Origin of the sequence: Cypionkella sp. TWP1-2-1b2 (genome assembly GCF_049896245.1) — a bacterium.
Lineage (GTDB): Bacteria > Pseudomonadota > Alphaproteobacteria > Rhodobacterales > Rhodobacteraceae > Cypionkella.
In genome coordinates this window covers 34,339-48,914 of the sequence record NZ_JAFCTX010000026.1, presented here as the reverse complement: position 1 = coordinate 48,914, position 14,576 = coordinate 34,339, and the positions used below count along the sequence as shown (strand labels likewise).

The following is a 14,576-nucleotide window of genomic DNA, read 5'->3' as shown; positions in this document are numbered from 1 at the left end:
GGGAGATGTGTGCAAACCCTTGCGTGAAATCACCGGGCAGGCGAAGTTTGCCAAAAGCCACGGAGCCCGGATGAGCCCTGCACCGCCCCCACGCGAAAAACCAAGCTTCTGGCGGTCTTTCCCGCTGTTTCAGGATCTGCCAGATGCGGTGCTGGCCGACATTGACGCCCTAGCCACCCTGCAACGCTGGGCGGCGGCGGAAGTGATCTTTCAGCGCGGCGATGCGGGTGCATGGTTGCTGGCGCTGAAATCCGGGCGGGTGCGGTTGTCGCTGATCACCCAAGCCGGGCGGGAACTGACCCTGCGCCACGCCGAACCCGGCGACACGTTGGGCGAATTGGCGCTGTTTGATCAAGACCCCCGCTCGGCGGATGCGACAGCGGTGCTGGACACCACAGGCTACGTCCTCGCCCGGCGCAGCTACGAGGCACTGGCCAGCAAGCATCCGGCGCTGACCATGGGCGTGGCGCGCTACCTCAGCCGCCGCTTGCGGGAAACCACCGAGCAGTTGGAATCCATCGCGCTTTACCCGCTCGAAGCCCGTGCCGCGCGGTTCCTGCTGTTCACCTTGCGGCAGTTGAACGGCCTTGATCTGCCCAGCCGCGCCACCTTGCGGCTAGAGATCAGCCAGACCGAACTTGCCACCGTGCTGGGGGCCAGCCGCCCCAAGGTCAACCGCGCGCTGCTGGCTTTGGCCGAAGCGGGCGCGTTGAACAAAGGCCCGCATGGTTGGGATTGCGACATTCCCGCCCTGCAAGCCTTGGCCGAACCCGATGCGGATTGAACCCGCCGCCCTGCGCGCCGGATTTGCCGCGCTGCTGATCGCAGGTGCTTTGGCCTTGATCCTGCCCGACCGCTTGCGTGATCTGCGCGAGGCGACGCTTGATGCGGGTCTGGCCGCGACCGCCGCAGCGCCCACAGGTCAGGTGCGGGTAATCGAGATCACGGCACAAGATTTGGCGCAGCTTGGCCGCTGGCCTTGGCCCCGCACAAGGCTGGCGCGGGTGGTGGATCAGATTGCTGCGCAAAGCCCCGCCGTTCTGGGCCTTGATCTTGTGCTCTCCGGTCCCGATCCTGCCGGACCGCTGGCCTTGGCCGATGTACCGGGCGGTACGGCCCTGACTGACGGCGATGCCGCACTGCAAATCGTTTTGTCCCGCGTGCCAACGGTTCTCGCCGCCGCTTTGTCTGATCAGGCCAGCCCGGTGCCGCCGCTGGCCCCGCTGTTGTCGTCTGGCCCGCCCGTGCCGACGCAGCCATGGTCTGCCAATGGCTTAGAAGCCTCGACCCTGACTGCCGCAGGGCTTGGCATCAGTGCGCTGCGCGGTGAGGCGCAGGGCAGGGTGCGCCGTGTGCCGCTGCTGCTGTTGGCCGCTGAAACCGCAGCTCCCGGCTTTGCCGCCGAAGTGCTGCGACTGGCCCAAGGCGCAAGCACGCTGCGTATCGGGCAGGGCAACTTGAGCCTCGGTGCGATTGTGCTGCCCCTCGGCACCCAAGCCGATCTGCGCATCCGCCCGACCGATCCCGCGAAATGGAGCAACCGGACCATCAGCTTGGCGCAAGCTTTGTCCCAAGACCACGATTTTTCCGCAAAAATCGTCTTGCTGGGCCTCAGCGCGCCGCAGGCGGCCTCCTTGCGCCCTACGGCTGTCACCCCGCTTGCGCCTTCGGTGCAAATTCAGGCCGATGCGCTTGAAACCATGCTTTCGGGCCACCTGCTGCTGCGTCCGGCTTGGGCGGCATGGGCCGAGATTGTGGCCGCTGTGGCGATGGCCTTGCTGGCGCTGTGGATCGCCGCGCGTGGCTTGGCGACCATAGCCTTGGCCGTGACACTCACTCTCCCCTTGCTCTGGGCCGTCATCGCCACAACACTCTGGTTGCGCGCGGGCCTTGCACTTGACCCGATCAACCCCGCCCTGCTGCCGCTCGCCACTGGCCTGACTGCCACCACCGCCGCGATGCTGGCCGCGCGGCGTCATGCCCAAGTCCTGCGGCGGCGGTTTGAGCGGCACCTCTCGCCTGCCGTGGTGGCGCGAATCGCGGCGCAACCGGGCCTGTCCCGCCTGCCCGGTGAGGCGCGTGAGATCACCGCGTTGTTCACCGACATCGCCGGCTTCTCGCCCTATGCCGATGCTCTGTCGCCTACCGATCTGATCGCCATTCTCGACCGCTATTTCGCCGGGCTGACCCTGATCGTCCACGCCCAGGGCGGCATGGTGGACAAGTTTGTCGGCGATGCGGCGCATGTGCTGTTCAACGCCCCCTTCGATCTGCCCGACCACTGCGCCCGCGCGGTGCAGGCGGGCCAAGCGTTGCAGGCCTACGGCGTTGCATTTGCCGCTGATCCGCAGAACCAAGGCCTCGGCATCACCCGCGTCGGGATGGAATGTGGCGTGCTGGTGGTCGGCGATGTCGGGGCGGGAAAAAAGCTGGATTACACCGCCCATGGCCGCGCCATGAACATCGCAGCACGGTTGGAACAGGCAGGTAAAAGCCTTGGCGTCACGCTTTTGGCCGGGCCTGGCTTGCGGGCAGCACTGCCCGCGCTGCCATGGCGCAGCATGGGAGAGGTCGAGTTGCGCGGCTTCGGTGCGGTTGCCGCCTACACGCTTCCGCCCATCCGCTAACCCCCAACCAAGGCCATTGCCGCTTCAATTCGCGCCTGCTTCCAAGCTGCTGGCTGCGACGGGGGCTGTCCGGGCGCCGCAATATCGCTGCCAAACCCCGGCAAAAGTGCCACCTCTCCCCCGCCACCCGACAGACGCACTTCGCCACGCTCGACAAACACGCCGAACTTGCCCTTGCTTGGCCCCGCAAAAAACCGAGTGCCGCGCACCGCAATCAGGCCAAACGCGGTGCTCAGTTGCACAGGCGTTTTCTGCGCACCCTCATCGCGGTCAAACAGCATCGCGCCGTCTCCCAGCACCAACTCGCCCCCCGCTTCGGCGGTGAATTGGTCGATGGTCAGCGTGGTCTGCGGCCCCATCAGAATCCGCGTGGTGCCCGCAAGCAGCATGGCAAGACGAGACTCCGCCCCGGTGCCAATCTCATCACCCAGAAACACCACCGCCTGCGCCACAAGATCTCGGGTGGGCGACCCCGCAGCCCAAGCCTTGCCCTTGGTGGTTTCCACCACGCCGACATCAGCGGCTGCCCGGATCGGCAGCGGTAGCATCACAACAGATGCCGTTAGCAACACCTGCCGACGGCTAAGCTCGATCCGGGGGGCCATCGCAATACCTCATGTCAATAATACCGCACAGCCTAGCCGATTTTTGCCACTCAAGCCAGCGCTTCGGCCTGCGCCGACACCTCAAACCAGCGGCATCCGCCGCATCTGCCCCGGCGCATCCGGGTCGCGGTATTTGTTTGGCACGCCATTTTCCACCAACAGCCGCGCACAATGGGCGATGCGGTCGGCATCCAGCGTGACGCCCAGACCGGGGCCTTTCGGCAGGGGAAGGTGATTGTTCTTCGGGCTGAACGGCCCTTCCGCGATCACATCATGCGGCTGCTGGCGCAGCAAAGATTGGTTCGGCTCGCGGATATGCGGATGAGCAGCGCAGGCGTGCAGATAGGCGGCGGTTTCCAGTCCCGATCCGCCAGAATAGCACCAGAAATCAATCCCAGCCCCCGCGCAAGCACTGACAAACCGCAGCATCGCCGAGAAGCCGCCAAACCCCGCCACATCCGACACAATCGCATCCGGCACGCCGTAGGCCACCGCCTTGCCGATGTCGGTATTATGCCCCGAAAACGCAATCGTCGTGCGCGCCCGCAGCCGTTTCATCGCCGTCCAATCCGGGGTTGGGTCTTCCCAGTTGCGGATATTCAATTCCTCAAACGCGGGGGCGAGATGCAAGCAGGACGGCAGCGAGAACGCCTGATTGCTGTCGATCCGCAGCATGGAATCCTCGCCCAAAGCCGCCCGCAAAGCCTGCATCAGCCGGATATTGGCGTTCAGATCGGGGTCCGAGACCTTGCCCTCAAACCATGTCGTACCATGGGCTTCGCGCAGCGATAGACAGTAATCGACCACATCCTGAATACTGGCTTCGCCACCCTTGCCATCCTGCGGCAGGCGGTAAGAAAAGTAATCGGTGAAGGCAATCTCAGTGCGCTGAATCCCGCCCAGCAGGTTCGCCACTGGCTGCCCCCACAGCTTGCCACGCAGATCCCACAAAGCAATCTCAATCCCGCCCCAAGCCGCCCGCGTCGCGTAATCCGTCACCGAATGATTGGCGGGCATCGATGGCAAAACCCGCCGCTCCAGTCCCGCCATATCCAGCGGATCATGGCCGACCAAAGCCTCGGCCATCCGCGCGATGATCGCAGCAGAGCCATGGCTGGGCGCTTCGGCGATACCGATAAGACCGTCCGAGGTCTCTACCTCTACAATCGTCTTGGTAAAGCCATCCAGCGCGCCATATGACCACAGATACGGCGCTTCCAGCGGGATCAGCACGGGCGTGGCACGAATGGCTTTGATCTGCATGGCGGCTCCTTGGTTGTGGCTAGGGTGGCGCAGGATCGGCGCGCTGTCGGGTGCGTTTGCGACAGATTAAGTCGCCGCTTGCCACTTTGCGGCAGGGCCCGGGGCGGCTATGCTGAAAGGATGATCCGCGCTTTGCCCCTGTTCGTCGGCCTCTGCCTCGCCACCCCGGCGCAGGCGGAATTTGCCGTCTGCAATCAAAGTTTCGACGTGGTGAACGTCGCCATCGGGCAGGATGTTGACGGCGAGTTTCAGACCGAAGGCTGGTGGACCATTGGCCCGAACCAATGCGCCAACGTGATCAAAGAGGAGTTGAGCAGCCGTTACATCTATCTTTATGCGCAAGACGTGTTCGGTCAGCCGATCCTGAACGGCACGACGCAGATGTGCGTCTCACCACGCAAGTTTTCGATCCGGGGGATTTCGGAATGTTGGTCGCGCGGCGATATTTCGGCGGGGTTTATTGAGGTCGATACGTTGAAGACGCAAAGGTGGACGTTGTTTCTGGCGGCGACGCAGTAGGGGCTTTCCGCCCCTCGGCCTGCGGCCTCACCCCGAGGATATTTGAGCAGAGAGGATGACACTTTTAGACAAGTTTTAAGGGTTTTTGAGCCGCTAGCCAGTGGGTTTGCGCTGCGCTAGGTTGGCGGAGTTCTTGGCAGTTATTTCAGCGTATTCCCGGCAAGGTCAGCATGGAAATCGACCCCCGATTCAAAGCGGCGCGCGACCGATCTGCGCAGCGGCGCAGCAATGCGGTTGCGGTGCGCGCGGTGCTATGGATCGCGGGGCTGGTGGCGGTTTGTGGCGTGGTGGTGGCCTTGTATCTGGGCGGCGTCGTGACGGTCGGCACGCCGGAAGATCCGGTGGATGTGGCCGATGACACGCCACCTGCCGCCTATGTCTCGGCCTTTGTCGATCTTGCGGGCGATCCGATGCTGCTGCGGTTTGATACCGGGGCTGCACAGAAAACCAAGCTGCTGCTGCGACCCGTTGATATTCCTGCGGATCGTGCCGGGGACGAGTTGTCGCTGCTCAGCGATGATCTGATCACGGGCGAGGAAAAGCTGATCACCACGCTGCCCTCCAGCCGCGAGGATTTCGCTTATTTCCAAGCCCAGCGTTCGGCCCCCACCGCTCTCCCGAAGCCGCAGCAGCCGTCAGAACAGCCCGCCGAGACGGTGGTGGTCGCTGATGGTGATGCCAGTTGGGGTGAGAATATGGACGGCACCACCACGCCGGAAACCTATGTCAAAACCCGGATCGAGAACACCACCAGCGTCAATTTCATCTTGCCCGAGGCCCAGCGCAAGCCGCCCTATCAGGACACATTCCTGCGGCTGAAAGACACCACCGATCTGACGGGTTTGATGGTGGAGCATGGCATGGACGCCGCTGCCGCCAAGCGCTTTGCCGATGCGGCAGCCCTGCTGGTGCCGGAGTTTGGCACCCTTGGGCCGGGGAAAATCCTTGCGATGCGGGCGGCGAATCGTAGCGGCGTGATGGTGCCGGTGCAGGCTTCGCTTTACACCAAGACCGACTATTTCGGCGCGGTGGCACTGAATGACGCGGGCACAGTTGTGACTTCCGCCGACCCGTGGGTTGAAGAAGATCTGTTCAGCTTTGCGGGCGATCAGGTGGCGGCCAATGTCGATACCAGCCGCAAATACCGCATGCTGGATGCGTTCTATTCGGCGGCCATCCGCAATGGTGTGCCCTCGGCGGTGGTGGCTGAAACCATCGTGATGATGAGCCAAGCCTTCGACATGGATAGCTTCGCCGCCCCCGGCGATAAGATGACGCTGCTCTATTCCCGCGATGCAGGCAGCGGCGGTTCCGGCCCCGGTCAGGTGCTTTATGCCGCGATCAAGGGCGAGGGCAAGGTGCTGGAATGTCATGTCTACAAGCCCGCTGGCAAAGAGGATTATACTTGCTTTGGTCCCGGCACCAACAGCGGTGGCGGTGCTGCGGGCGGCGGTATTTCTTTGCGCGCCGGGTTTGTGACGCCCGCCAAGGGTGTGCTGACCTCACGTTTCGGCCCCCGGATGCACCCGATCCTGAAAGTGCTGAAGCTGCACAAGGGCACCGATTGGGCCGCCCCGGTTGGCACGCCCGTAGTTGCGGCCTTTGGTGGCACCATTCTGGCTGCGGGCGATGGTGGCACCTATGGCAACCTGATCAAGATCAGCCATCCCGGCAATCTGGAAACCCGCTACGCGCATCTGTCGGCCTTTGCCGATGGCATCAAGGCGGGGGTGGCTGTGACGGCGGGCCAGTTGATCGGCTATATCGGCACCACGGGGCAATCCACCGGGCCGCATCTGCATTTTGAATTGTATGAGAACGGCGTGGCGGTTGATCCGCTGGTAGGGGGCGTGACTGTGGTGGCGGATGGTGGCGGCTCGGCGGTGGAAGTGCTGGTCGATCAGATCATCCGGGTGGAATCGGGCGGCAAGGCGGATGCGGCCAATCCGCTGTCCAGCGCGGTGGGCTTAGGCCAGTTTATCGAAAGCACATGGTTGCGGATGATGCAGCAATACCGGCCCGATCTGGCCAGCACGATGGACCGCGCCAGCCTTCTGGCGCTGCGCACCGATCCCACCATCAGCCGCGATATGGTCACGGCCCTTGCGCGCGAAGGCGAAAGCTATCTGCGCGCGCGCGGCCATGACATCACGGCGGGGCGACTGTATCTGTGCCATTTCCTTGGGGCAGAAGGCGCGAATATGGTGCTGAGCGCGCAGGACGATCAGCTTGTCGCCGATGTGATGGGGGGTGGGGTGGTCAAAGCCAACCCGTTCCTTGCCGGGCGCACGATTGCCTATGTCAAGGAATGGGCCGAGTTGAAGATGAGCCGCAAGGGCGGCGCCAGCCTGCCCGCCGTCGCCGCCACCCCGCCCGAGGTTTTGGCCTATCAGAAGATCATCGCGGGATTGCTGGGCACCCCGATCTAAAGCGGGATGGCTTTGATCTGAAACGATGCGGCTGCACTTTAGCCACTTTCCCCGCTGGGAGAGGTTTGTGGTTTTGACCGATTTCAGAGGGATTTTCCACAAGATGTTGTGTGTATGCGCGATTGAGAGCAGTCTGGGGTTTGATTTTGTGAACATCCATTTCGCGTCATGTTGGCCAAAACAGGCCCGCGCGGCTGGGTTTTCACGCAAGCCAAGACGCCAGCCCTTGCAAAGGCTGGCGTTGGGGGACACAACATGGTGTGGGCACACTATCAAACCACACAAGTCATTCCCCGCTGGGAACAACAGACGGCAGGTAAGGCGCGTGCTTGCACGCACCACACACTAGCTAAATTCATAGCCGATCTTGCCGTCTTTCATCACGATTTCCACCGTTTTCATCTCGGTCTGCGACACCATCCGCGACAACACTTCGCGGCTCAGACCCGGCAAAATGGTGTTGGTGATGATGTTATCAACCATCCGCCCACCCGAATCCGGGTCTTTGCACTGCTCGACAATATACGCCATCACCTCGGGCGAAACTGTCATCACCGCGCCATGGTTTTCCTTCATCCGGCGCACGATCGCCTTTAGTTTTAGCTTCACGATGCCCGTCAGAACCTCGGTAGACAGCGGGAAATACGGGATCGTCACGATGCGGCCCAGCAAAGCAGGCGGGAACACGCGGGTCAGGTAAGGCTTCATCGCCTCGGTCAGATCTTCGACCGCGGGCTTGGTTTCGCCCTTTTCCGCCATATCCATGATCACCTCGGTGCCGACATTCGAGGTCAGCAGGATTAGCGTGTTCTTGAAGTTGATCGGCCGGCCAGAGCCATCCTCCATGATGCCCTTGTCGAACACCTGAAAGAACAACTCATGCACATCAGAATGGGCCTTTTCGATCTCATCCAGCAGCACCACCGAATGAGGCTTGCGCCGCACCGCCTCAGTCAGCCGCCCGCCTTCGCCATAGCCGACATAGCCGGGGGGCGCGCCTTTCAGCAGCGACACGGTATGCGCCTCTTGGAATTCCGACATGTTAATCGTGATGATATTCTGCTCACCACCATAAACCGCTTCGGCCAAGGCCAGAGCCGTTTCGGTTTTCCCCACACCCGAAGGCCCGCAGAGCATAAAGACCCCAATCGGCTTGTTCGGGTTCGACAGCTTGGCGCTTGAGGTTTCAATCCGCTTGGCAATCATCTCCAGCCCATGATCCTGCCCGATCACCCGCTCTTTCAGCCGATCCCCCAAGGTCAAGATCATCTGCAATTCGTCCGAAACCATCCGCCCGGCCGGAATCCCGGTCCAGTCGGAAATGATCGAGGCGACGGATTGCTCATCCACATGGGAATACACCATGCGGTCATCCGGCTTGGTTTCCTCCAGCCCGGTCATCTTGCCCGCAAGTTGGCCGCGCAGCGCCACGGTATCGGCACCGTCTTCGGTCAGTGACGCGCGCAGGGCCAAAATCTCATCAACCATCGCCTTTTCGCCGCTATACATCGCTTCGGTCACCGCGAGTTCGCCCTCGGCCACAGCCTGCTCGGCCTGTGCTTCCTTGATGCGGTCCTCGTTCACCTCGCCCAGATCGCGCTGCGATTCCTTGGCGGCGATCTCTGACGCCAAAGCCTGAATCTTCACCCGCAAATCCTGCACCTTGGCGGGCGTGGTGGATTGGCTGATCGCCACCCGCGCGCAGGCCGTATCCAACAGCGACACCGCCTTGTCCGGCAGTTGCCGCGACGGGATATACCGCGCCGACAGGTTGACCGCCGCCACCACGGCCTCATCCGAAATCCGCACGCCGTGGTGCTTTTCCATCGGGGCCAAGATGCCGCGCAGCATGTAGCAGGCGCGGTCAATCGACGGCTCGTCAATGGTGATCGGCTGGAAACGCCGGGTCATCGCCGGGTCTTTCTCGAAGTATTTCGCATACTCCATCCATGTCGTAGCCCCCACGGTGCGCAGGGTGCCGCGCGCCAAAGCGGGCTTCAACAGGTTCGCCGCATCGCCTGTACCTGCTGCGCCCCCGGCCCCCATCAGCGTGTGGATTTCATCAATAAACAGGATGATCGGCACCGGGCTGCCCTGCACCTCGTCAATCACGCTCCGCAGGCGTTGCTCAAACTCGCCCTTCATGCTGGCCCCGGCCTGCATCAGCCCCAGATCGAGCATGAACAGCTTGTTGCCCTGCAATTTCGGCGGCACATCGCCCGCAGCCAATCGCTGCGCAAAGCCTTCGACCACGGCGGTTTTGCCCACCCCAGCCTCACCTGTCAGGATCGGGTTGTTCTGACGGCGGCGCAGCAGGATGTCGATGATCTGGCGGATTTCCTCATCGCGCCCGACAATCGGGTCCATCTTGCCCGATGCGGCAACCGCGGTCATATCCACCGCAAACCGGTCCAGCGCGGTCGTCCCGGTAGCCCCGCCAGCCGCCGCAGCGCCTGCCTGAGCGCGGCCAATCCCGGTGCCATCCATCGGGCGCATGTCTTCCTCGTCGGAATCCTTCCACGCCCCCCGCGCCTCATTCACCAAAGTATCCGGGTTAATCTCGCCGAACACTTTCGACATCTGCACCAGCTTGGCGCGCGCCTCCTTGTCCTTCAGCGCTGCAATCAAGATATGCCCGGTTCTGATCTGTGCCTCACCAAACAGCAGCGTCGCATAGCGCCAGCCGTGATCCATCACCGTCGTCATCGACTCGGAAACCGAGGGCATTTCGGTGGCACTTTTGCGGAAACTGTCGATCACCAAAGCCAAATCTTTTTCCAGCTTTGCGCGATCCAGTTTGAAATGGTTCAGCGTGGCGGAAATATCCGATTTCGGGTTTTGCACGATGTGGAACAGCCAATGCGACAGTTCCACATTGCGGTTGCCCTCGTTCTTGGCGTGGCGCAGAGATTGCAAAAACGCATCATAGCCCACCCGGTTCAGCTTTCCGGCGACGGTCTCAAGGCTAATATCGGCCATAGTGTTTCCCTTCAAATCAGTTTTCAAATGGCAGGCTGTGTGAAGTCAGGTGGGGCGAAGTCAGGCTGTGCGGCGGTCCGAGGCGAAAACGGCGTCGGATCGGTAGGTTCCGGGCGGGGCTGCGGGCGGTGCGATCCACCCCGTCCAGCCCAAAGCGCCGCCCTTGCCCAAGGCGACGCCCTTGATCTGATCGGCGGGCAAAGACGGTGCGATTTCCACCTCTGTCTCATGCCCCAGATAACTGAACAGCAATTCGGTCAGCCGCTGAAAGCTGGAGCCACCGGGCAGAAAGCTTTGATATTCCGGCAGGCTTTCGGTTTTCACCGCCACGCGAATTTTCTCATTCACCGATTGCACGCGTGACCCCAGCCGACAATCGCGGCCAAGACCAGAATTCGCCGCCCCCAGCCGTGTCAAATCCGAAGCTTCAAACCCCAGCCAAACCGGCACGTTTTCCTCAATCTCCACCGTCACGCCGCAGAGGCTTTCCAAAATCTGCCGCAACCGCACTGGGCTTTTCACCCGCGCCATCGCAATGCCGACCAAGGGCAGCCGCGCCATATCCGGCACCGTGCCACGGCTTTGCAGTGACGGCGAGGCCAGCCCCACCGAGGCCCCCACATAGCCCTGAAACCGATCATCACCGGGGTGGTCATATTGCGTGATGCCGCGCGAATCCGACCAAGCCCGGAAAAACAACTGCTGAAACCGATTGGTGAACAGATCGGCAAGCCGGACAAACGCCTCGTCCTTGAACATGTACCACTGCTGCACTTCCGCCGTGGTGTTCATCGGCAAAGCACCCTGCGGGCCGAAATAGCCAAGGAAATTCGAGCGCACCCGCAGCTTTCCCTCAGCACTTTCCGTCACTTGGCTGACGTTGCGATCCGGGAAAGCCTGAAACGGTTCCTGCCCCAGCCGCACGATTTCCTCGGGCAGATTGCTATTCCGCCCGATCCTTGGCCGCGCGGGCTGACCACGTTCGACCTCACGCATCAGCGCCAGAAAGCCAAAGCCGGCAGGGTCGGCCTTCAGATCATCGCGGCGCGCGCTCATAGCAGCGGTCCTTGCCCCGTGCGCGGCGGGAAGGTTTTGATCATGCCACGCTGGTCAGAGGCCAGCACCAGTTGTGTAAAGCTGTTGATGCTGGCGTATTCGGCGAAAAACCGATCCAGCACCGCGCCGAGCAAAAACACGCCCGAGCCTTCAAACGCCCGCTCATCAAACCGCAGGGTCACTTGCGTGCCCCGCGCCGCATGATAGCCGCCCGCGCGCTGGATGGTGCGGGTGACGGGGCGGCTTGTCACCGCTTTTAGCCCCTGCAACTGCCGTTCGGTGATCTGCGCCGAGACATCGGCAAACAGGGTCAAAAGTTCGCGCAGCGCCGCTGCTTCATCCCGGCTGCCGCGATTATCTAAGCCCAGAAAGTTCAGCGACAGGAAGGAAATCAACCGCCAATGCACCGGGCCCGCCTTGGCACGATGCGCAGCACTTTCATCGAGTTCCAGCACCGACTCACGTGGATTGGTCGGGCCCGCGATACAACGCAGCGGGATCGCGGTGTCGTCGTTCAGCCGGAAATCCGCGCCGCCTTGGGCAATCGGCAGATACTGCGGCAGATGACGGTTCGAGCAGAGCAGTTTGATCTGCAACCGCTTCACCCGCTCGGCACTGTCCAGATGGCCGGGCTCATAAATCGAGATAAAACTTTCGGTCCCGGTATAGCCCTGCACCTGCCCGAAGCGTTTTTCTTTCGCCGTCAATCTCCGGGGGCGTTGCTTTGCGGTGTAATAAAGCGCCTCACGCGGGGCCATCACATCGGCGGGCAGGCCATAAAGCGGATGCACCGGGATCTTGGTTTTCACCCCGGCATAATAGGCAAAAACCTCGGTGATGCGGTGCACTTCGTAATGCGAGGCGGGGCTGGAATCAGCGCTGACCAGATAGTCATGCCGCAAAGTGTCGAGTTTGACCTGCGCGCAGTTTTCTTCAAACAGGTTGATCGCGGGGGCGGCGAACAGGCGGAAATTCTCGGCCGTAATGCGGGCAGGCAGGCTGGGCCGCACCGCGTTCATCTCGATCATCAGATCAAAGCCCGCCGCCGGAATGCGGGGCAGAACCTTGCGCAGACCTTGCAGGCGAAACCCTAAAAACTTCTGCGGAAACAGAAAAAACTCGCGCAGCAGGGTGAAACCCCGGAACACCCGAGTATCTTCCGGGAAGATCGCTTCGGTATCCTCGAAGCCGATCTGTTCCAGCCAACCGGGTTCCAGCCGCAGAAAAACCGGATCGCCGCGCGCATCGAGATATCGGATCGTGGCGCGGGTGGTGTTGGTGAACAGATGCTCATAAACCGAAATTTGCTCGCCCAGATCGCCTGTCAGATAGATCGGCAGCGTATCAGCCTGAATGGCGCTTACAGGTTTGCCGGGTTTGTCTTTTTGCGCAACGGACGCGGGCCGCAGGAACGACAGGATCAGCCCGCCCGCGGTATCTGCGCCAACATCCAGCCCCAAAGCCTGAAATCCGGTAGGGCCAGAGGCAAACCGCGCCGTGGTCAGCCGCAGCGGCCACAATGTCAGCGGGGCCGACAGGCGAAAACGGCAGGAAATCCGCTGATCGCGATCGACATAGCGGGCATCGAGATAGGCACCGGCAGGGAAATTCTTACCCTTCTCCAACTCATCCTCGGCATAGTTCGGATCGGCTTGGGCGAGGATCGCCGAGGGCGTTGGAGCCATGAAATTCGGCAATAACTGGTCTAGCAATTCCCCGGTGAACGTCTCAAATTCGGTGTCCAGTTTCAACTGCACGCGGGCCGCCATGAACGCCGCGCCTTCCAGCAAGCCCGCCACAGCCGGGTCAAGATTGTCTTGCGTCAGCCCGCCCAAACGCTCGGCAATACCCGGAAAATCCTCGGCAAATTCCTTGGCACCCTCATACAGCAGGGCCAGTTCGCGGTTATACGCTTCAAGAAACCCCCGGTTCATCCGCGCACCACAAGGCTTGACAGTGCGACTTTGCCCGCCCCGGTGTCGATCTCGGCAACAAACTCCAGCGGCACATCGACCGGGCGCGCGGCCATCTCGGCGGTGATGTCAAAGGCAATGCGCTGGGCGGCATCCGCCTCGGGACGGCGCATTTTCACCACCAGCGTTTCTGCGATCAAACGCGGCTCATGCGCAAGCAGGGCGTCGCGCAGATCGCGGGCGACTTGGCTATGGCGGTGATCGTCCACCGTCAGCCGCGACATATCGGGGATACCGTAATTCAAAATCGACTTCTTCACATAATCCAAGCCATGCAATGGGATAGTGGCCTCAAGATGCACCGTGGCGATCAGATTGCCCAGATCAATCGCCAGATGATCGCGCAATGTCGCCTGCCCCGCGCCCTCGCGGCGCTCAATACTGCGCGCCGACAGCACCCGGCCATCGCCGTCGCTCACCACATCATCACGCGCCGAAGCATCCCGCTCGCGCGCGGCTTGGCGGAACACGTTCATCAAAGAGACTTGGAAAATACCGTCACGCTCTGCCATAGGCCGACTTTCTTAGGATCAGGTCGCCTGAGAGCGGTGATAGGTCAAGCGGTGATCGAAGGGGAAGGCCGGGCAAGCGCGCTCGCCCGGCCTTTGCACTCAGGAGCCTTTGTTAGTGGCGAGGTCGTATTTCTTCTGCACTTTCGCACCTTGGCCACCAGCTGCGGTCTGCTGCCAGTAGGTCAGGGTCAATTCGCGGAAGTTGAACGAGAATTGCTCGTTGATCAAAGCGCCTTGGCCGCCGCCCGAACCGGTCTGATACGACGATACCAGCACGTCTTTCATCTCAAACTGGAAATAAACCATCGCTTTGTCGCCAGTGGCTTTGCGCACGAACAGCGTCGCATCCGGGATGTGCTTGCCAGTGGCGCAAGCGATCATGATTTCGGGTGAGGCTTTGCAGATCAGCTTGGTGAAATGCATGTCCTGCACCATCGAACGGCCAGCACCACCGCCAGCGCCTGAACCCGCGCTGAACGTACCTTGCTGCGTCACGCCCCAACCATAGCTGTCGATGTTCAAATGCTCTTTGAACTGGTCATCGGTGGATTCACCGTTGATATTTCCGCCAACCTTCAGAAAAATGTCTGTTCCGGCCATCTGTACTCTCCTT

General features: G+C 61.6%; 11 protein-coding genes. 4 read left to right on the top strand and 7 right to left on the bottom strand.

Features of this window, described 5'->3' with window-relative positions; genetic code table 11:
• The first annotated feature begins 70 nt into the window (after positions 1-70).
• Positions 71-784, top strand: coding sequence for a Crp/Fnr family transcriptional regulator (locus ACP7AP_RS16420; protein ID WP_426035705.1), 714 nt, complete (start codon positions 71-73; stop codon positions 782-784).
• Positions 774-2,627: a CHASE2 domain-containing protein gene (locus tag ACP7AP_RS16415; RefSeq protein WP_426035703.1), complete on the top strand. Its 1,854-nt coding sequence runs from the start codon at positions 774-776 to the stop codon at positions 2,625-2,627. Before ACP7AP_RS16420 ends, ACP7AP_RS16415 begins: the two co-directional genes overlap by 11 nt.
• Here ACP7AP_RS16415 and ACP7AP_RS16410 read toward each other — a convergent pair.
• Together ACP7AP_RS16410 and ACP7AP_RS16405 are read right to left on the bottom strand one after the other, a co-directional pair.
• On the bottom strand, positions 2,624-3,232 hold the full coding sequence (locus ACP7AP_RS16410) for a FecR family protein (RefSeq protein ID WP_426035701.1): 609 nt from the start codon (positions 3,230-3,232) through the stop codon (positions 2,624-2,626). The genes ACP7AP_RS16415 and ACP7AP_RS16410 overlap by 4 nt on opposite strands.
• Before the next feature lie 81 nt (positions 3,233-3,313).
• Positions 3,314-4,495 carry a mandelate racemase/muconate lactonizing enzyme family protein gene (locus ACP7AP_RS16405; RefSeq protein WP_426035699.1) on the bottom strand — a complete coding sequence of 394 codons (1,182 nt, stop codon included), beginning with the start codon at positions 4,493-4,495 and terminating at the stop codon, positions 3,314-3,316.
• 120 nt (positions 4,496-4,615) lie between these two features.
• Between ACP7AP_RS16405 and ACP7AP_RS16400 the strand changes: the two genes are divergently transcribed.
• Together ACP7AP_RS16400 and ACP7AP_RS16395 are read left to right on the top strand one after the other, a co-directional pair.
• Entirely contained in the window at positions 4,616-5,014 is a 399-nt protein-coding gene (locus ACP7AP_RS16400; protein WP_426035697.1) for a DUF1036 domain-containing protein, read from the top strand.
• 170 nt (positions 5,015-5,184) lie between these two features.
• Positions 5,185-7,443: a peptidoglycan DD-metalloendopeptidase family protein gene (locus ACP7AP_RS16395; protein WP_426035695.1), complete on the top strand. Its 2,259-nt coding sequence runs from the start codon at positions 5,185-5,187 to the stop codon at positions 7,441-7,443.
• A gap of 345 nt (positions 7,444-7,788) precedes the next feature.
• Here ACP7AP_RS16395 and tssH read toward each other — a convergent pair whose 3' ends face one another.
• The 5 genes from tssH to ACP7AP_RS16370 all read right to left on the bottom strand — a co-directional run bounded on the left by tssH (position 7,789) and on the right by ACP7AP_RS16370 (position 14,563).
• Positions 7,789-10,422, bottom strand: coding sequence for a type VI secretion system ATPase TssH (tssH, locus tag ACP7AP_RS16390; RefSeq protein ID WP_426035693.1), 2,634 nt, complete (start codon positions 10,420-10,422; stop codon positions 7,789-7,791).
• Between the two features lie 60 nt (positions 10,423-10,482).
• Positions 10,483-11,478 carry a type VI secretion system baseplate subunit TssG gene (tssG, locus tag ACP7AP_RS16385; RefSeq protein ID WP_426035691.1) on the bottom strand — a complete coding sequence of 332 codons (996 nt, stop codon included), beginning with the start codon at positions 11,476-11,478 and terminating at the stop codon, positions 10,483-10,485.
• On the bottom strand, positions 11,475-13,412 hold the full coding sequence (gene tssF, locus ACP7AP_RS16380) for a type VI secretion system baseplate subunit TssF (protein WP_426035689.1): 1,938 nt from the start codon (positions 13,410-13,412) through the stop codon (positions 11,475-11,477). Before tssF ends, tssG begins: the two co-directional genes overlap by 4 nt.
• On the bottom strand, positions 13,409-13,963 hold the full coding sequence (tssE, locus tag ACP7AP_RS16375; protein ID WP_426035687.1) for a type VI secretion system baseplate subunit TssE: 555 nt from the start codon (positions 13,961-13,963) through the stop codon (positions 13,409-13,411). Before tssE ends, tssF begins: the two co-directional genes overlap by 4 nt.
• Before the next feature lie 99 nt (positions 13,964-14,062).
• On the bottom strand, positions 14,063-14,563 hold the full coding sequence (locus ACP7AP_RS16370) for an Hcp family type VI secretion system effector (RefSeq protein ID WP_426035685.1): 501 nt from the start codon (positions 14,561-14,563) through the stop codon (positions 14,063-14,065).
• Positions 14,564-14,576 lie beyond the last annotated feature (13 nt).

Coding starts and splice junctions, on each gene's coding strand:
- ACP7AP_RS16415 (WP_426035703.1), top strand. CDS start 774: ATGCGGATTGAACCCGCCGCCCTGCGCGCCGGATTTGCCGCGCTGCTG.
- ACP7AP_RS16410 (WP_426035701.1), bottom strand. CDS start 3,232: ATGGCCCCCCGGATCGAGCTTAGCCGTCGGCAGGTGTTGCTAACGGCA.
- tssF (WP_426035689.1), bottom strand. CDS start 13,412: ATGAACCGGGGGTTTCTTGAAGCGTATAACCGCGAACTGGCCCTGCTG.
- ACP7AP_RS16395 (WP_426035695.1), top strand. CDS start 5,185: ATGGAAATCGACCCCCGATTCAAAGCGGCGCGCGACCGATCTGCGCAG.
- ACP7AP_RS16400 (WP_426035697.1), top strand. CDS start 4,616: ATGATCCGCGCTTTGCCCCTGTTCGTCGGCCTCTGCCTCGCCACCCCG.
- tssE (WP_426035687.1), bottom strand. CDS start 13,963: ATGGCAGAGCGTGACGGTATTTTCCAAGTCTCTTTGATGAACGTGTTC.
- ACP7AP_RS16420 (WP_426035705.1), top strand. CDS start 71: ATGAGCCCTGCACCGCCCCCACGCGAAAAACCAAGCTTCTGGCGGTCT.
- tssG (WP_426035691.1), bottom strand. CDS start 11,478: ATGAGCGCGCGCCGCGATGATCTGAAGGCCGACCCTGCCGGCTTTGGC.
- ACP7AP_RS16405 (WP_426035699.1), bottom strand. CDS start 4,495: ATGCAGATCAAAGCCATTCGTGCCACGCCCGTGCTGATCCCGCTGGAA.
- ACP7AP_RS16370 (WP_426035685.1), bottom strand. CDS start 14,563: ATGGCCGGAACAGACATTTTTCTGAAGGTTGGCGGAAATATCAACGGT.
- tssH (WP_426035693.1), bottom strand. CDS start 10,422: ATGGCCGATATTAGCCTTGAGACCGTCGCCGGAAAGCTGAACCGGGTG.